The sequence below is a fragment of the Gordonia oryzae genome (assembly GCF_003797185.1).
GTDB classification, from domain to species: domain Bacteria; phylum Actinomycetota; class Actinomycetes; order Mycobacteriales; family Mycobacteriaceae; genus Gordonia; species Gordonia oryzae.
In genome coordinates, this window is the sequence record NZ_RKMH01000005.1 from 45,209 (window position 1) to 62,692 (window position 17,484).

17 protein-coding genes and 1 other RNA gene are annotated in these 17,484 nt (G+C 68.1%); 11 read left to right on the plus strand and 7 right to left on the minus strand.

Annotated elements, in window-relative coordinates:
* Positions 1-240 precede the first annotated feature (240 nt).
* On the plus strand, positions 241-1,059 hold the full coding sequence (locus tag EF294_RS07605) for a maleylpyruvate isomerase family mycothiol-dependent enzyme (protein WP_123927704.1): 819 nt from the start codon (positions 241-243) through the stop codon (positions 1,057-1,059).
* Here the strand turns inward: EF294_RS07605 and EF294_RS07610 are convergent.
* Positions 1,047-1,901, minus strand: coding sequence for a spermidine synthase (locus tag EF294_RS07610; RefSeq protein WP_123927707.1), 855 nt, complete (start codon positions 1,899-1,901; stop codon positions 1,047-1,049). The two genes, EF294_RS07605 and EF294_RS07610, sit on opposite strands and share 13 nt — an antisense overlap.
* A gap of 68 nt (positions 1,902-1,969) precedes the next feature.
* On the opposite strand from EF294_RS07610, the gene EF294_RS07615 reads away from it, so the two are divergent.
* Entirely contained in the window at positions 1,970-2,602 is a 633-nt protein-coding gene (locus tag EF294_RS07615) for a Type 1 glutamine amidotransferase-like domain-containing protein (protein WP_246007745.1), read from the plus strand.
* 16 nt (positions 2,603-2,618) lie between these two features.
* Positions 2,619-3,575 carry a cobalamin biosynthesis protein gene (locus tag EF294_RS07620; protein ID WP_123927713.1) on the plus strand — a complete coding sequence of 319 codons (957 nt, stop codon included), beginning with the start codon at positions 2,619-2,621 and terminating at the stop codon, positions 3,573-3,575.
* Between the two features lie 276 nt (positions 3,576-3,851).
* Here EF294_RS07620 and EF294_RS07625 read toward each other — a convergent pair whose 3' ends face one another.
* From EF294_RS07625 to EF294_RS07635, 3 genes are all read right to left on the minus strand, one after another.
* Positions 3,852-4,904, minus strand: a complete 1,053-nt coding sequence (locus tag EF294_RS07625; protein ID WP_123927716.1) for an SURF1 family cytochrome oxidase biogenesis protein — start codon at positions 4,902-4,904, stop codon at positions 3,852-3,854.
* Between the two features lie 119 nt (positions 4,905-5,023).
* Positions 5,024-5,506: a low molecular weight protein-tyrosine-phosphatase gene (locus EF294_RS07630; protein ID WP_123927719.1), complete on the minus strand. Its 483-nt coding sequence runs from the start codon at positions 5,504-5,506 to the stop codon at positions 5,024-5,026.
* Entirely contained in the window at positions 5,499-6,182 is a 684-nt protein-coding gene (locus EF294_RS07635; RefSeq protein WP_123927722.1) for an HAD hydrolase-like protein, read from the minus strand. The genes EF294_RS07630 and EF294_RS07635 overlap by 8 nt, the downstream gene beginning before the upstream one ends.
* 33 nt (positions 6,183-6,215) lie before the next feature.
* On the opposite strand from EF294_RS07635, the gene cobC reads away from it, so the two are divergent.
* The 6 genes from cobC (at position 6,216) to EF294_RS07665 (ending at position 11,950) form a co-directional block, all read left to right on the plus strand.
* A complete protein-coding gene (cobC, locus tag EF294_RS07640) occupies positions 6,216-7,286 on the plus strand; it encodes an Rv2231c family histidinol phosphate aminotransferase CobC (protein WP_123927724.1) in 1,071 nt (356 codons plus the stop codon).
* Positions 7,273-8,424, plus strand: coding sequence for a Nif3-like dinuclear metal center hexameric protein (locus tag EF294_RS07645; protein WP_246007746.1), 1,152 nt, complete (start codon positions 7,273-7,275; stop codon positions 8,422-8,424). Before cobC ends, EF294_RS07645 begins: the two co-directional genes overlap by 14 nt.
* A 102-nt stretch (positions 8,425-8,526) precedes the next feature.
* On the plus strand, positions 8,527-9,264 hold the full coding sequence (locus tag EF294_RS07650; RefSeq protein WP_123927727.1) for a zinc ribbon domain-containing protein: 738 nt from the start codon (positions 8,527-8,529) through the stop codon (positions 9,262-9,264).
* A 47-nt stretch (positions 9,265-9,311) separates the two neighbouring features.
* Positions 9,312-9,929, plus strand: coding sequence for a histidine phosphatase family protein (locus EF294_RS07655; RefSeq protein WP_123928279.1), 618 nt, complete (start codon positions 9,312-9,314; stop codon positions 9,927-9,929).
* Positions 9,930-10,030: 101 nt separating this feature from the next.
* Positions 10,031-10,437: RNase P RNA component class A (gene rnpB, locus EF294_RS07660), an RNA gene on the plus strand.
* Positions 10,438-10,537: 100 nt separating this feature from the next.
* Positions 10,538-11,950 carry an RNB domain-containing ribonuclease gene (locus EF294_RS07665; protein ID WP_123927730.1) on the plus strand — a complete coding sequence of 471 codons (1,413 nt, stop codon included), beginning with the start codon at positions 10,538-10,540 and terminating at the stop codon, positions 11,948-11,950.
* A 47-nt stretch (positions 11,951-11,997) separates the two neighbouring features.
* Here the strand turns inward: EF294_RS07665 and EF294_RS07670 are convergent, their stop codons facing one another.
* Together EF294_RS07670 and pip are read right to left on the minus strand one after the other, a co-directional pair.
* Positions 11,998-13,491: a CYTH and CHAD domain-containing protein gene (locus EF294_RS07670; RefSeq protein ID WP_123927733.1), complete on the minus strand. Its 1,494-nt coding sequence runs from the start codon at positions 13,489-13,491 to the stop codon at positions 11,998-12,000.
* A 49-nt stretch (positions 13,492-13,540) separates the two neighbouring features.
* The gene (gene pip, locus EF294_RS07675) at positions 13,541-14,515 is read right to left on the minus strand and encodes a prolyl aminopeptidase (RefSeq protein ID WP_123927736.1); all 975 of its coding nucleotides are present in this window, start codon (positions 14,513-14,515) and stop codon (positions 13,541-13,543) included.
* 254 nt (positions 14,516-14,769) lie between these two features.
* Here pip and EF294_RS21365 point away from each other — a divergent pair, with 254 nt between their 5' ends.
* On the plus strand, positions 14,770-14,946 hold the full coding sequence (locus EF294_RS21365; protein ID WP_185091001.1) for a hypothetical protein: 177 nt from the start codon (positions 14,770-14,772) through the stop codon (positions 14,944-14,946).
* Here EF294_RS21365 and panB read toward each other — a convergent pair.
* On the minus strand, positions 14,940-15,836 hold the full coding sequence (gene panB, locus EF294_RS07680; protein WP_123927739.1) for a 3-methyl-2-oxobutanoate hydroxymethyltransferase: 897 nt from the start codon (positions 15,834-15,836) through the stop codon (positions 14,940-14,942). The genes EF294_RS21365 and panB overlap by 7 nt on opposite strands.
* A 246-nt stretch (positions 15,837-16,082) precedes the next feature.
* On the opposite strand from panB, the gene glnA reads away from it, so the two are divergent.
* On the plus strand, positions 16,083-17,423 hold the full coding sequence (gene glnA, locus EF294_RS07685) for a type I glutamate--ammonia ligase (RefSeq protein ID WP_123927742.1): 1,341 nt from the start codon (positions 16,083-16,085) through the stop codon (positions 17,421-17,423).
* The last annotated feature ends 61 nt before the right edge of the window (positions 17,424-17,484 follow it).

Genomic DNA, 17,484 nt, shown 5'->3' on the forward strand with positions numbered 1-17,484 from the left:
CCGCGTTGTCGTCGGTCACGATAGCTGCCGCTATCGCTTCCTCCTCCGCCTTGCCAGAACGCAATCCTTCGCGCCAATTCCTCGCAGAAGAATTGGGATACACACCCTAGTTGCCGTGCCATGAATCCTGCGGTCGCGACGGCGTCACCAGGGTAGCGTCGAACCCGCCCGTGACGGTCAGGCGTATCGACGCCGTGAGCTCTCGGGCGCAGTCGACCAGCCGGCGAATCGGAGACCTTCATGCCCACGACATCCATCGATCCCACCACGTTGACCCCGGACCTGATCGGTGAGTGGGCCGCCTTGCGGGCGTTGGCCGACGACATCGGTGAGCAATGGACGCAACCGTCGATCCTGCCGGGATGGACCAACGCCGACATCATCGCGCACATCATCGGAACCGAGAGCATGCTCGACGGCCGTGATGTCGAGGCACCCGCGGGTCTCAGCGATCTCGACCACGTGCGCAATCCGATTGGCGAATTCAACGAGAAGTGGGTCGAACACTTCCGGGGGCGACCCGCAGACGAGGTACTCGCTGCCTTCGACGAGATCATCGGGGTACGCAGCGCCGCGTTGTCGGCGATGTCGCAGTCGGATTTCGACGCCGAGGCGGCTACCCCGGCGGGCCCGGACACCTACGGTCGGTTCATGCGAATCCGGTTGTTCGACTGCTGGATTCACGAGGTCGACCTCCGCGACGCCACGATCGGTGGCAATCCGTCTGCAGCACCGGTCGGTTGGGTGCTCGACGAGGTGTCGGCGTCGTTGCCGTTCGTGGTCGGTAAGCGCGCCAAGGCGCCCTCTGGAAGCGCTGTCGCGTTCGAGATCACCGGCGCGGCACCGCGTACCGTGCGCATCGCCGTCGCAGGCCGGGCAGGTCTCGTCGAGGCCTTCGAAGGTGGTGACGAGGCGGCCGACGTAGTGCTCACTGTCGATGCCGTCGACCTGGTCCGACTTGTCGGTGGCCGGCGTAGGGCTGATCCGTCGGCGGTGGAGGTTTGTGGCGATCATGCGCTGGGACAGGCGATCCTGGGCGCTTTGAACTACATGATCTGATTGTCGGCGGTCTCGTCGCGGCTGCCGCCGGAGGCGGTCGGTGGATCGTGGCGTGCCTGCCCGGATCCGAATGCGCTGGCCTCGTCGCCGGCGATCACCCGCGCCGGAAGCGGATCGCTGAGTAGTCGTCTGACGAGTGTCGGCGAGGGATCGAGGGGACCGTCGCTGCCTGCGATGACCACGTTGCCGGTGCGTCGTCCCTTGAACATCGCCGGGTCGGCGATCAGAGCGATGTGGTCGAAGACCTCGGCCAGCGCGGCAGCGTCGGCGCGTACGCGGCCGAGATCGCGGGTGTCGCCGCAGTTGGCTAGATACAGGCCAGTCGGTGTGAGGACCCGCTTGACGGCACGGGTGAACTCCACCGTCGTCAGATGTGTTGGGGTGCGGTCGGATTCGAACGCGTCCCGGACGACTACTTCTCGAGTGTCGGACTGGAGTGACTCCAGCACCGCGCGTGCGTCACCGACGCGGATACGCAGACGAGGTGCGCGCGGCAGGTCGAACCACTCGCGGACCAGACGCGCCAGCTCGGCGTCGATCTCTACCGCAACGTGTCGCGACTGTGGAAAGGTCGCGGCCAGATAGCGGGGGAGCGCGCACGCGGCGCCGCCGAGATGCAGGACGGAGAGCCTCGCCTGCGTGGGATGGCGGTCCTCGATGACGGCCGCCATTTGTCGCAGGTATTCGAAGTCCAGCACATGCGGATCGTCGTCGATGTGCGAGCTGTGTGTGCCGTTGATCTGCAGGAGCCATCCGCCCGAGATGGGGTCCGGGGCCAGCTCTGCCGTGCCGGTGTCGATCGGATAGGTGCCCGCGACGGGAACGGGGCGTGGGCGTGCCATCACCGCGTGAGTGTATCGGGCACGGGTGGGCCGTCGTGGGTGCTGGGCCTGCGGGTAGCGTGACCACTGTGAATCTGCTGCTCCTGTCGCTGGGCTTCGGGGCGGTCCCGGCTTTCCTGTCGGAAGCCACGGGAAAAGGGCTGTCGCAGTTGCAGATCGGGTATCTCGATGACGCGCGGATCCCCTACGCCGGTAAGCCGGGTGCGCGCGCCGAACGTGACCGCCTGACGGTCGCAGGGTATGCGGTCGTGGACATCTCGGCAGCGCAGCAGGATCTCGAGGAGATTGCCACCACGCTCGACCGGGTCGACGCAGTGTACGTGGCCGGAGGAAACACCTTCGCCTTGCTGTGGGCGTTACGTCGGGCGGGCGCGGGGGATCTGCTCGCCGAGCGGGTACGTGCGTCGTTGCCTTACATCGGATGCAGTGCCGGCGCGGTTGTGGTGGGTCCGACCATTGCACCGGTGGAAGGCCTCGACGATCCGGCCGACGCTCCGGGTCGGGTCGATCCGCGCGGTCTCGAGCTCATCGACACGGTGGTGCTTCCACATGCGGACGGCCAGTTACCGGCGTATCCCGCCGAACTGATCGAGTCGGTGCGCCGCACATACGAGTCGCGCCACCACGTGACCACGCTCGCCGACGACCAGGCTCTCCTGGTGTGTGGCGAGCAGCAGGTCGTCGTGGCATCGGACTACTGATTCGGGAGGCACTCTGATGCGGGCACGGGGGTGGTGGGCCGCCGCAGTCCGGCCTTCGCCGGCAGGCTTACTGATCGGGTATCTGGTGGACTGCGCGCTCGGCGACCCGAGACGTGGGCACCCGGTTGCCGGCATCGGTGCCCTCGCCTCCGCGGTGCAACGACATACCTACGCTGACAGCCGGATCGCTGGTAGCGCCCACTGTGCGCTGTGTGTGGCTTCTATCGGCGTGGCCGGGGCGCTCGCGGCCCGCCCATTGGCTGCGAATGGCACGGCTCGGACACTGCTCACCGCCGCAGTGACGTGGGCCGTACTGGGCGGGACCACTCTGATCCGCGTCGGTAACGACGTAGCCGACTGTCTCGAGTCCGACGACGTTCCGGGCGCGCGGGAACTTATTCCGAGCTTGTGTGGCCGAGACCCGGATGCACTCGACGAACCCGGGATCTGTCGCGCTGCACTGGAATCGGTGGCCGAGAACACCTCCGATGCCACCGTGGGGGCGCTGGTCTGGGGCGCTCTGGCCGGTGTTCCCGGCCTCCTCATCTACCGGACTGCGAACACGCTGGATGCGATGATCGGTCATCGAAATGCCCGGTACAACCGTTTCGGTTGGGCTGCAGCACGATTCGATGATGTGCTCAACATCCTACCGGCCCGGATCGCGGGGGCGCTCGTCGTGGCCGCCGGTCCGGATCGGCGGGGTGCCGTGCTCGCGTGGAGACGCGACGCACCGGCGCATCCGAGCCCCAACGCGGGTGTCGTGGAGGCAAGCTTTGCCGGAGCTCTCGGCATCGGTCTGGGCGGTATCACGGTGTACCTGCACCGCACCGAGAACCGGCCCACCCTCGGCGACGGGCGGGCTCCGACCTCAACGGATCTCCGTGCCGCCCTGGCCTTGTCCCGACAAGTACAAGTCGGCGCGCTCGCCACCGCCACGGCCATCGCCTGGTGGCGCGCGCGACGCTCGTGATCTGATCGGCGGTCGATGGTGGATGGTCTCGATGCCTCGGTGCCGGCGCTCGGCAACATCTCGACTATCGGGAGGGACCTCCTCGCCGGGCGGGGCACTCGATGATCAGCGGTCGAGCAGCCCGGCGCGTCTCTCGTCCCGGTGGTCGACATGTTGCGGAGCGTTCGCGACGAGCCTCGCGCCTCGCACCTCGACCACCGAGGGAGAGCAGGTGTGGAGTGTCACTGGCCGGGCGCTGCCACCGCCGATGGGGAGTACCTTGAGCACCAGGTGACCTCAACCGCCGTAGCGTTCGGTGAGTTTGTCGCGCACCGCGGATGATAAGCGCTCGGTGTCGGGTCCGACGCCGATGCCGGCGGGCGATTGCCCGTCGATGTCCACAGGGTCGACCGGAGCGGACGTGGCGGTTGTTCCGGCTGCCGCACGCAGTTCCTCGCGCATGCGTTTGCGGCGTTCGGCTCGCGTCAGGAGATGAGGAGCCGCCTCGTGATGTGCGGCAACGTCGAGTCCCGAGTCGTCACGGGTCGCCGGTTCGGGGGTCGCCGGGTCGGGACCGTCCGCGGCCTCGGCCGCGTGGGCTTTCTTGGCGGCGGAAGCTCGTCGACGTTGACGAATTTCGGAGTAGATGAAGTATCCGGCTCCCAGCGGTGCCATCACACCGAAGGCCAGCCACTGCAGGCCGTAGGAGAGGTAGGGGCCCGAATCCAGTTGTGGCAGTGGGATCTCGCCGAGTGAGCCGGGTTGATTCGGCGACAACTGCAGATAGAACGGGTCCATCGGGGTGCCGGTCGCCTTGGCCAGCTGGGTTGGGTCGACCGTGTACATGGTGAGCGCGTTGCCCTCGGTCCGCGCGCCGCGGCCTTCTGACGTGCCCTCCGAAGCCCGGATGCGGGCGTTGATGGTCGTCTCGCCTGTCGGGGGCGCAGGGATCGCGGGCGTGTTGCTCTGATCCGGGCGAACGTAGCCGCGATCGATCGCCAGGACGCGATCGGTGCCCGCGATGCGGAACGGGGTGAGGACCTCGATGGCCGGCCGCTCGTCGACCGAACGCAGGCGGACGAGGGCCTGGTCGTTGACGAGGTAGGTTCCGGTCATCGTCACCTCGCGCCACTCGGTGGAGGGAACGAATCCCTTTCCGGCGGGCGCCACCTCGTCGATCGGTACCGGGGCGGTACCGACGGCACTCTTGATCAGATGGTTGCGCTCGGACGTCGCGGAGTTCTTCCCGAGCTGCCACGGCGCCAGCACCATGAAACACGCCGCCGCGAACGCGCCGACAACGATGGTCAGGGCGATCCACTCCGGTCGTATGTTTCGCAGCGCGCGCATAGGACAACGGTACCCAGTGGGCAACCGTCGAAGCAGCCCCGGCGGCGTCTGGTGACGTTATGCCGGATTCGGCCGTGACGTGCGCCGCAGTACCCGATCACGGCAGCACCGGCGACGGCTCAGCCAGTGGCGTCGTCGAGGTGTTCGCGGGCCCACTGGAGCAGGCCCGGTACCGCGGCCTCGATCTGCTCGCGGGTGACGGCGAAATCGTCGGCGTTGCCGTAGTACGGGTCGGACAGATCGAGATCGTCGCCTGCGTCGGGATCGAAGCTGCGCAACAGTCGGGTGCGCTCACCGAGTCGTTTGCGCTCGAGTTCCTTGACGTGTCCGGCGTCGGCGGCGACGAACAGGTCGGCACCGATGTGATCGGGCCCGAGCTGATCGGCCACATGCGCGTCGGAGTAGCCGTGTGCCAGCAGCTCCGTGCGCGCGCGGTTGTCGGCCGCCTCGCCGACATGCCAGCCGCTGGTACCGCAGCTGCTCACCTCGACGCGGTCGGCAAGCCCCGTGTCACACAGCGTCTTGGCAAAGATGTTCTGGGCCATCGGCGACCGGCAGATGTTGCCGGTGCAGACGAAACAGATGTGTAGTTGATCAGACACCGAGTACCTCGCGCAGATCCGACATCGAATCGACGCTCCATGCGGCAGCGTCGCGCTCCCCGGCCAGAGCGTAACCCCATCCGACGATAATCGTCGGGATGCCGAAACGGGCTGCGCCCTCGACATCGTGGGATCGGTCGCCGATCATCACCGCCGGACGAGCGGGTCGGTGTGTGTGCGGGTCGAGCGATATGCCCAATTGTGCCAGTGCATGGGCGATCACGTCGGGTTTGTGGCGGCGGGTTCCGTCGTCGCTGGCGCCGGCGATGACGCGAAAGTGGCTGGCGAGTCCGAAGTGGTCGAGGATGGCGCGCGCGGTCGTCTGGTTCTTCGACGTCGCCACGGCCAGCGTCCGGCCCGACGCGCCGAGATCGCCGAGCAGTGTGTCCATGCCGTCGAACACCGAGTTCTCCAGCCAGCCGACGTCGACGTACCGGGCTCGATACGCGCGCATCGCCTCGTGTGCGGTGGCTTCGTCGAGCCCGAGTTCGCGCAAGGTGTCGATCATCGGCGGCCCGGCGATCCCGGCCACCACCGCCTCGGGTGCCGGTGGCGCGCCGACAGCGGTCAGGGCGTGCCGAAAACTGTTGGCGATCCCGGTGAAACTGTCGGTGATCGTCCCGTCGAGATCGACGAGCAGAACGGTGTCGGGATCAGTGGGGTCTGGTCGGGACATCACCAACCCATGGTGCACGTAGGCTCACTCGGTATGACATCCGGGCTGCATGCGCTCGACCGGCACGGCGACCGGGACAGCACCGTGGGCATGCTGGATTTCGCCGTCAACGTGCGCGGAGCCGCACCGCCGTTCGTGCAGGCGGCCATCGCCTCCACCCTCGACGACCTGGCCCGATACCCGACGACCGACCAGACCGATCACACCACCGGGATCATCGCCGACCTGCACGGCCGTCCCACTGACGAGGTGATGCTCCTCGCCGGCGCCTCCGACGGATTCGAGCTGCTGCCGAAACTGGGTGCGGCACATGCGGCCCTGGTGCAGCCGTCGTTCACCGAACCGGAACTCGTGTTGCGGGCCGCGGGGATTCCGATCACCCAGGTCATCGGCCGGCCCGACACGCCGCTGGCAGAGCTGGCCGCCGACATCCCCGACGACGCCGACCTCGTGGTCGTCGGCAACCCCACGAACCCGACGTCGGTCCTGCACCCTGCGGAGTCGATCGCAGCGCTTCGACGTCCCGGACGCCTCGTCGTCGTCGACGAGGCGTTCGCCGATCTGACCCTCGATCCGGTGACCGGGGCGCGCGAGCCGCAGTCGCTGGCCGACCGGCGAGCCGACGACGTCATCGTGATGCGCAGTGTTACCAAGACTTTCGGACTGGCCGGACTGCGTGCCGGTTACCTGCTCGCGGCGCCCGAGGTGATCGAACGGGCAGCGGCGGGGCGCCGCGCCTGGCCGCTGTCCACGCCTGCGCTCGCCGCGCTGGCCGCCTGCTGCGGACCCGACGGGCAACGCTTCTGTTCCGAGCAGGCCGAGCTCGTCGCCATCGAACGCGACCATCTGCTCGCGCGACTCGCCGAGGTCGGAGTGATCCCGTGCGCGCCGCCCGCGGCGCCGTTCGTGCTCGTCGAGATGCCCGGTGCACTGGCGGTGCGAGAAAGCTTGCGAGACCAGGGGATCGCCGTGCGCAGTTGCGCGAACTTCGTCGGACTGACCGACGACCACCTGCGGTTGGCGGTGCGCCCGGCGGCGCAGGTCGATCGGCTGGTCACGGCGCTCGACCGGGCGCGAGAGGAGATCACCGTTGGCAGCGCATGAGCACACGGGTCACGGTCCGATCGAGGTGACTGTCGCCGACGTGGTGGCGGTGCTGGAGGCCGCGTATCCGCCGCGCCTGGCGGAGAGCTGGGACGCCGTCGGGCTCGTATGCGGAGACCCGAGCGAACCGGCCGGGCCGGTCCTGGTGTGCGTCGACGTCACCGACGACGTGGTCACCACGGCATGCGCGCAGGGTTACCGGATGATCGTGGCACACCACCCGTTGCTGCTCCGGGGTGTGGAGTCGGTCGCTGCCGACACACCCAAGGGCCGCATCGTCCACCGACTCATCAGGGCCGGTATCGCCCTGTTCACCGCCCACACCAACGCCGACAAGGCCGATCCCGGTGTGTCCGACGCGCTCGCCGCCGCACTCGGACTCCGTGAGGTCGCGCCCATCGACCCCGAACCGCTGCCGCCCGTCGACAAGTGGGTGGTGATGGTGCCCGAGGGCAACGCCGAACAGGTCAGCGAGGCCATGTTCGCAGCAGGAGCCGGAGCGATCGGCGACTACCGCGACTGCGCGTGGTCGGTGGTCGGCGTCGGCCAGTTCGAGCCGAAACCTGGTGCCAACCCGACCATCGGTGAGATCGGGCAGCGTGAACGCGTGGACGAAGCGCGCGTGGAGATGGTTGCCGCCCGAGGGCTGCGAACCGCGGTCCTCGCCGCATTGCGCGACTCCCACCCGTACGAGGAACCTGCCTTCGACATCCTCGAACTCGCCGCGATCCCGTCGGCGCTCGGTCTCGGCCGCGTCGGTGTGCTGGCCGAACCGATGACCGTGGCGCAGTTCGCGCAACGCGCGGCCCACGCGCTGCGTACGCCATGGGGCGTGCGTGCCACCGGCCCGGCCGACCGACAGATCCGGACGGTCGCGGTCTGCGGCGGCGCCGGTGATTCCCTGCTGGCCTCCGTCGCCCGGCTCGGCGTCGACGCCTATCTGACCGGCGACCTCCGCCATCATCCGGTGGACGAGGCGCTGCGGTCCGGCGGCCCGGTGCTCCTCGACGCCGGGCACTGGGCCACCGAGTTCCCCTGGTGCCGGCAGGCCGCCGAACGGATCACTGCCGCCACCGGATGTGTGGCGGAGTGCCACGACGAACCCACCGATCCGTTCACCGTGCACACGTCGGCCTGACACGGCGCGTACCGTAAACGTTCACCGCCCGGTGCAACGGCGCGCCGTGACTCACCCGGCTCACCCGACCACCGATTCCCCCAGTGCACGAGGAGACACCCGATGAAGGTCGATGCCGGACGGCAACGACTCCTGCTCGAACTCGCCGACGTCGACGCCGGCCTGGCCCGACTTGACCATCGAGTCGGTCACCTGCCCGAAGACGCCGAGATCGCGGAGACGATCACCGCCATCGAGGTCGCCCGCGACGACCTCGTCCGTGCGGAGATCGCTGCGGAGGATCTCGACCGGGAATACCGCCGCATGGACGGCGAGATCACCGGCATGCGCGATCGCGAACTGAAGGACTCGGCCCAGCTGACCGGCGGGGGCCTTGCGCCGAAAGCGTTATCGGAATTGCAACATGAGTTGACCGGTTTGGGACGGCGTCGGCAGGTTCTCGAGGAGGACATGCTGGAGCTGATGGAACGTCAAGAAGCGCTCGGGTCCGAACGCGATCGGGCGGCGGCGACCATTGCCCATCTCGAGGAGCAACTCGCCGCGCTGCGCGGTCGTCGGGAAGAGGCCGTCACCGCGGTGGACGCCGACAAGGAGGCCTTGGCGGCGCGGCGTACCCAGATCGTTGCCGAGGTACCCGACGAACTGCTCCCGATCTATGAACGCCAGCGCAGCGCGGGCAAGGTCGGCGCGGGGCTGCTCCGCGCCCGCCGCTGTGGCGCCTGCCGGATGGAACTCGATCGCGGGACGCTCGCCGGGATCGCCGCCGCGCCCGACGACGAGGTGATCCGCTGTGAGGAGTGCGGTGCGATCCTGATCCGCACCCACGAGTCGGGACTGTGACCACGAATTCTGGGCACGCCCCCGCAACGCCGTCGTGGCAGGGCCAGATGGCCGCCCCGACCCGCATCGTGTTGGTACGGCACGGTCAGACGGCCCTGTCGGTGGATCGGCGGTACTCGGGCCGCGGCAACCCGCCTTTGACAGAGCGTGGCGTGACGCAGGCGCTGCGCGCAGCACAGCGTGCGGCCGCCGAGCAACCGATCGCCGCGGTTGTCAGCTCACCCCTCGACCGGGCCAGGCAGACCGCGCAAGCGATCACCGACCTCGTCGGCGGCGAGGTGGTGACCGAGGACGATCTCATCGAGAACGACTTCGGCGCGTGGGAGGGACTGACCTTTTCCGAGGCCAAGGCTCGCGACCCCGAGGTCCACGCCCGGTGGCTCGGTGACGAGTCGGTGCCCGCGCCCGGTGGGGAGAGCTTCATCCAGACCGCCCAGCGGGTGATCGCCGCCAAGGACCGTCTGCTGCAGCGCTATCCGGGTCAAACCGTCGTCGTCGTCAGTCACGTCACCCCGATCAAGTCCCTACTGCGCCACGCCCTCGACGTAGGACCGCAACTGTTGTTCCGGCTACACCTCGACCTGGCGTCGGTGTCGGTGGCCGAGTTCTTTCCCGACGGCGGCGCTGTCGTCCGCTGCGTCAATGACACGGCGCACCTTCGGTGAAGTGACACCTCACACCTTCGGTGACGCGACACGGCGCACCTTCGGGGAAGTCAGACCTCGCATCGTCGCCGACACCCCGGACGCTATCCTGTAAGGGCGAACGAGTCGGCCGGGCGGCCGCGGCGCGTGGGACAGCCAGTCACTGGAAACGCCACGCGCCGAGGAAAGTCCGGACTCCGCAGAGCAGGGTGGTTGTCAACGGCAACCCGGGGCGACCCGCGGGACAGTGCCACAGAGAACAGACCGCCGGCCGCAAGGCCGGTAAGGGTGAAACGGTGCGGTAAGAGCGCACCAGCGATGCGGGTGACCGCGTCGGCTCGGTAAACCCCACCCGGAGCAAGGCCGAAGCACGGATCGCTTGCGGTGCGTGTGCGCGGACGTGATGAGGGCTGCTCGCCCCAGTCCGCGGGTGGGCCGCTCGAGGTACCCGGCGACGGTGTGCCCAGATGGATGGTCGCCACCGACCTCACGGTCGGGACAGGATCCGGCTTACACGCCGACTCGTTCGCCCCCCTCCGACACCCCGGCGTCATCGTCGGCCCTGATCACGCCCTGTCACCGCATGCACGTCCCCCCATGCACGCCGAGCGCGGCGTTATGGTCGGGGAGTGCAACGCAGACTGTCGGCGCCCGAGATCGACTTCGATGCCATCCGTGGGGAACTCGGCGTCAGCGAGGACTACGGTGGCGCCGCACTCGAGGAAGCAGGCAACGCGCGCGACCGATATGCCGGGCAGCGCGCGGACCACCGCGATCTACCCCTGGTGACGATCGACCCGCCCGGATCGATGGACCTCGATCAGGCCGTCCACATCGCCACCGACGGCGACGGTTTCGTGGTCGACTACGCGATCGCCGACGTGGCCGCCCTCATCGAACCGGAGGGCGCCCTCGACGCCGAGAGCCGCCGACGCGGCGCCACGGTGTACTTCCCCGACGGCTCGGTCCCGCTGCATCCGCGGGTCCTGTCGGAGGGCAGCGGTTCGCTGCTGCCGGGTGTGGAACGCCCGGCCGTGCTCTGGACCATCCGCGTCGGCGCCGACGGCCGGATCGGCGACGTGGCGGTGCGACGCGCCCTGGTGCGTTCGGTGGCCCGCCTCGACTACGCGGGTGTCACCGCCGACGCCGCGGCGGGCCGGCTGCACCCGTCGATCACGGCGCTACCGGATTTCGGTGTGCTGCGGCAACGGATCGCCTTGTCGCGCGGCGCAATCGAACTCGACCTCCCCGACCAGGACGTGGTGCGCGACGCCGACGGATGGAGCCTGCAGATAGCGCCGCACACACCCGCGGACAGGTGGAATGCCCAGGTGTCGTTGCTTGCCGGAATGTGCGCCGGAACCCTGATGGCCGATGCGGGCGTCGGGCTGCTGCGGACCCTGCCACCTGCCGAACCCGGTGCGGTGCGGGCATTGCGTGACACGGCACGCGCGATGGGTGTGGACTGGCCGGACGAGCAGGGGCCAGGAGAGTTCCTGGCCGGTCTACCGGCCGACGCGCCGTCGACCCTGGCGTTGATGTCGCACGCCGGTTCACTGATGCGTGGCGCCGGATATCTCGCCCTCGATGGCGGCGAGACGCCGTCGGAGTCGGAGATGGTGCACGCGGCGATCGGCGGGATCTACGCCCATGTCACCGCGCCACTACGACGGCTGGGTGATCGCTTCGCGACCGAGGCGTGCCTGGCGATCGCCGCCGGTCAGCCTGTACCCGATTGGGTGACCCGCGCACTACCCACCCTTCCGAAGATCCTGCGGTCGGCCGACTCCCTGGGGGCGTCGGCGGACCGGCTGTCGATCGATCTGGCCGAGGCGACGGTTCTCGCCGGCCGCGTCGGAGAGGTCTTCGACGCAGTGGTCCTCGCCGAGGCCGACGCGAACAAGCCCGCCCGGATTTTCATCGACGATCCGGCGGTCATCGCCGGATGCAGCGGAAATCCGGCGTCGGCGACCAGGATTCGGGCGCAGCTGACCGCTGCCGACCCGGTGCGGCGCATGGTGGGGTTCGCGCCGGTCGGCTGAGCCCGAGTACGCAGAGGCCTCCGAGTGCTCAGAGGTCCTCGGAGTGCTCAGAGGTCCTTGGCGGCCTTGCGGTAGGCATCGAGGGCGCGTGCTCCGGCGGCCTCCTGCAGGGCGTCGAGACGGCCGAGTAGGAACATGTCGCGACCGGGGAGGTCGGTGCGCTCGGCAAGCTCGGCCAGGCGCGCCCGGTTGATCCGGGTGTCGTTGAAATCGCCGAGCGCCGACTGGATCTTCTTGGCCACGGCGGCGGTCTTCTGATATCGCTTGATGCCCAACGGTTCTCCCGCATCGGTGGCGTAGCGCAACTTCTTGGCCCGCTTGCGGATGACGTGCACCTGCTCCTGCCACTCGTGCGACCCCTCGGGGAAGGTGGCGAGCTCTTCCTGAGCCTTCCGGATCTTCTTGCGGCTCTTGGCAATCGCCGCATCGACCGCCGCGGCCGCGGGCATGTCGGCGTCGGGCCCGGCAGGCGGATCGGTGATCAGGACGTCGATGTCGTCGAGCAGCCGGAAGTAGCGCTCGGAGTTCATCGCAGCATGAGCGGCGCGGATCGCGCGATCATGCGAGTCCGACTCGGTCCCCGTCAGCGCCGAGACCAAGGCCTCCGACGGCGACTCCCCACGCAACAGGGCGGTGTCGATCTCGAGCTGGACCTCCGAATCCCGTGCGTCACCAAGGATTCGGGCGAGCAGGCGCAGCTCGTCGTTGATGTGGGCGGTCCGGTGCGGGTCGAGCACCGTCGGGAAACCCGAGAGCACGCTGCGGAATCGGCGGGTGGCCACCCGCATCTGATGCACGGCGTCTGGCGCGTCGACCCGGACCTCGGGGTCGTAGGTGAGCAGGGCATTGCGATGCAGGGTCAGGTCGGTGACCACCAGCTCCAGCGCCGAGGGGCGTTTGGGCAACCGGGGTTCGACGGTCGTCGTCGGGGTGGAACCGATGGCACGGGCCAGCTTCGAGGCACTCGACGGTTCCGATCCGCCGGCCGAGCGCAGCAACTTGTGGGCAGCCTTCAGCAATCGTGGAGTACCGCCGGAGAGTAACTCGAACTCCCACTCGGCCCACTGCGCGACCTCGCCGCCGGGCAGCAGCGACCGCGCGGTCACGAGGTCCTCGGCGAACTCCGCGAGCGGCTCCTCGTCGACCCCGAACAGGGTGGTGATGGTGCGGGAGGTGGAGATCACCGCCACCGGGATCAGGCTGCGGTGCCGGGTGAGCGCGAGCACCGGGATCAACAGGGCATCGGGGAGGTCGCCGTCGGCGGGTGCCTCGTCGAACGCGATCTGCAATTCTCGGCGTGCGCCGGGAATTCCGCTGGGACGCTTGAGATGCCAGCCGCTGTCGTGGCCGCCGGTGCGACGTCGCAGGGTGATCCGATTGCCTGCCAGATCCAGGTTGTCGGTGTCGAAGTACGTGGCGTCGAGGGTGAACGTCTCCGGTTCACGTGCGCCGACGACGCCGGGTAACACCCGCAGGTCGGGGGTGGCGGTTCCGGCTTCGACGTCGAACTTCAGCTCTACCTCGACCTGTTCGGTTGCCACTGGTCCTCCTGCCGGATGTCGGATACGCGTGAAGTGTATATGTGGGCGATCACCGGACGTCGTCGGCGAAGGCGTCGGTTGCCTCGATGAGTGTGCTCCGGATGCCCGGCTCGAAGGAGGCGTGCCCGGCGTCGTCGACGATGTGCAGCTGTGCCGACGGCCACGCCCGGTGCAGATCCCACGCACTGCGCATCGGGCAGACGACGTCGTAGCGGCCCTGCACGATGACGCCGGGGATGTCGGCGATGCGGTCGATGTCGCGCAGGAGTTGGCCGTCGTCGAGGAAGCCGTGATTCACGAAGTAATGGTTCTCGATCGAGGCGAAGGCGATGTCGAAGCGTGGTCCGGAGTCCTCCTTGATCGCCGCCGCCTCTTCGGGCTTCGGGATGAGGTAGCTGGTGGCCTGTTCCCAGCCGGTCCAGGCCCGGGCGGCGGCCGCGGCCACCTCCGGTTCGGCCGACGTCAACAGCCGGTGATAGGCGGCCACGAGATCACCGTCGCGTTCGGCGGCGGGAATCGGCGCCAGATAGGACTCCCAGATGTCGGGGTAGATGTGCGCCGCACCGCCGTTGTAATACCAGTCGATCTCGCTGCGCCGCAGTAGGAAGATGCCGCGCAGGACCAGCTCCGACACCCGATCCGGATGGGTTTGCGCATAAGCCAACCCGAGTGTCGATCCCCAGGAGCCCCCGAACACCTGCCAGGTGTCGATGTCGAGGTGCTCGCGCAGCGCCTCCATGTCGGCGATGAGTGCGCCGGTCGTGTTCACCGATAGGTCGGCGCCGTCGGCGATGTGCGGGCGGGAGCGGCCGCAGCCCCGCTGATCGAACAGGACGATCCGATAGCGGTGCGGATCGAAGAAGCGACGCTGATCGGGTGCGGTCCCACCGCCCGGACCGCCGTGGACGAAGACCGCGGGTTTGCCATCGGGGTTACCGGAGGTCTCCCAGTAGATTTGCTGACCGTCGGTGGTGGGCAGGTGGCCTGAGGCGTAGGGCTCGATCTCGGGGTAGAAGTCGCGCATGGTTTACGAGCCTAGACACCCGGGCGCGGTGCGGTGGCGCTGCCGCGATGTCCGTTACGCCGGTGATGGCGCAATCCTGCTGTCGCGGTTGGTCATACGAGCGGATGACGTCGGCGCGGCGATCCGTGCGTCGGGGGTGGGGGCCGGCGTGACCAGTCAGCGCAGGTGTACCCCAGTGATCACCGAATCGACAAGGGCATCAGAGCGATGATCCGACAGGCCGGGCACGTCGAACTGTTGGTCCGGCGAACTCCGTGGGTCGCTTCGGTCAGTTCGCCCATCTCGGAGGTGTCGGCGGCCACATCGGGATGACCGCGGTGGTCGATGTGGTGCTGACCGCTCTCGTCGTGCTGGCTGCTGCGCAGCAACGTGTGCCGACTCCGATTGCCCTGGCGTCGCCGGCCGCACGTTGCGGCGACCAGGATCAGTAGCTGTGCTCGGGGCCGGGGAACACGCCCCGACGCACCTCGTCGGCGTATCGGGCTGCAGCGCCACGGAGTTCGCCGCCGACATCGGCGAATCGCTTGACGAATCGCGCGGTCTTGCCGTGAGTGAAGCCGGCCATGTCCTGCCAGACGAGTACCTGTGCATCGGTCTCGTGACCGGCCCCGATCCCGACGGTGGGGATCGTGAGCTTGCGGGTGATCTGCCCGGCGAGGTCGGCCGGAACCATCTCCATGACGACGGCGAACGCGCCCGCCTCCTGAACGGCGATGGCGTCGGCGATCAACTGGTCCGCGGCGTCGCCGCGGCCCTGGACGCGGAATCCGCCGAGGCCGTTGACGCTCTGTGGGGTGAAACCGATGTGGGCCATCACCGGGATACCGGCGCCGGTGAGGGTGGCGATCTGGTCGGCGACGCGTTCACCGCCCTCGAGCTTGACCGCGTGCGCGCCCGCCTCCTTGAAGAAGCGGACCGCGGTCGCGAGTGCCTGCTGCGGACCGGCCTCGTAGCTGCCGAACGGGAGGTCGGCGACGACGAGCGCGTGCGGGGCGCCCCGGACGACGGCGCGGGCGAGCGGAATCAGCTCGTCACTGCTGATCGGGATCGTGGTGTCGTATCCGAGGACGACGTTCGCGGCGGAATCGCCGACGAGCAATACCGGGATCTCGGCCTCGTCGAAGAGGCGGGCGGTCGAGTAGTCGTAGGCGGTGAGCATCGACCACTTCTCGCCCTCGGCCTTCATCTGCGCGAGGTGATGGACACGAGTAACGCGGCGGCGCGGGGTGAATTCGCCGGACCCGGCGGGCGAGCCGCCGTAGACGGAGGTTTCGGCCGCGGGGATTTCGGATGCGGTGGACACCGCAGACTCTGGGGACATCGTTGTCTCTTTTCTTCCTCGAGTCCTGCTGGCAGGTACCCGGGCGGGTGGGACAGTCCATTTTTGCACTGGGCGGGATTGACCGATACCCGCCTGATCTGTGCCTTCGATCACACGGGGCCGAGGATTCCATCCTATGGTCGTGGCATATCACAATGTGGGATCACTACCGCAAACTCCCAGGGTGAAGAGTTCGACTTGTGAACGTAACACGGATTTAACAGGGCATCCCTAATGTCGGCGTTCATGGATCGCCAAAAGGAATTCGTTCTGCGGACTCTCGAAGAGCGGGACATCCGGTTCGTTCGGTTGTGGTTCACCGATGTTCTCGGATACCTCAAGTCCGTGGCGATCGCCCCCGCCGAACTCGAAGGCGCCTTCTCCGAGGGTATCGGCTTCGACGGCTCGGCGATCGAGGGCTTCTCCCGCGTCTCGGAGGCCGACACCGTCGCCAAGCCCGATCCCTCGACCTTCCAGATCCTGCCGTGGACCACCTCGCAGGGTCGTCACCACTCGGCGCGGATGTTCTGCGACATCGCGATGCCCGACGGCACCCCGAGTTGGGCCGATTCCCGGCACGTGCTGCGCCGACAGTTGAACAAGGCCGCCGACCTCGGCTTCAGCTGCTATGTCCATCCCGAGATCGAGTTCTTCCTCCTCAAGGACGCGCCGCTGGATGGCAGCGTGCCGGTGCCGGCCGACTCGGGTGGATATTTCGACCAGGCCGTGCACGACGCAGCTCCGAACTTCCGACGACACGCCATCGAGGCGCTGGAGTCGATGGGCATCTCGGTGGAGTTCTCCCACCACGAGGGTGCGCCCGGCCAGCAGGAGATCGACCTGCGCTACGCCGACGCGCTGTCGATGGCCGACAACGTGATGACCTTCCGCTACGTCGTCAAGGAGGTCGCGATCTCCGAGGGCACCTGGGCGACGTTCATGCCCAAGCCCTTCAGTGAGCACCCGGGGTCGGCGATGCACACCCACATGAGCTTGTTCGAGGGGGAGGCCAACGCCTTCCACAACCCCGACGACCCGATGCAGCTGTCGGAAACCGGTAAGAAGTTCATCGCCGGAATCCTGTACCACGCCAACGAACTCAGCGCCGTCACCAACCAGTGGGTCAACAGCTACAAGCGTTTGATCCACGGCGGTGAGGCGCCGACGGCGGCCACCTGGGGCGGCGCCAACCGTTCGGCGTTGATCCGCCTGCCGCTCTACACCCCGAACAAGGCGTCGTCGCGTCGCGTCGAGATCCGCAGTCCGGACTCGGCGTGCAACCCGTACCTGACCTTTGCGGTGCTGTTGGCCGCCGGGCTCAAGGGCGTCACCGAGGACTACGAATTGCCCGACGAGGCCGAGGACGACGTGTGGGCGCTGACGCCCGCCGAACGGCGGGCGATGGGTTACAAGGAACTGCCCGGAAGCCTGGCCGAGGCGCTACACGCGATGGAGGAGTCCGAGTTGGTCGCCGAGGCGCTCGGCGAGCACGTCTTCGACTATTTCCTGCGGAACAAGTGGACCGAGTGGACCAACTATCGCAGCCTGGTCACCCCCTTCGAACTCAAGAGCTACCTACCGCTGTAGGTCGAGCCGCGCCGCGACACGCGGCCGGATTCGCCGCCCGGGCTCCGGCGCGCCGGCGTCG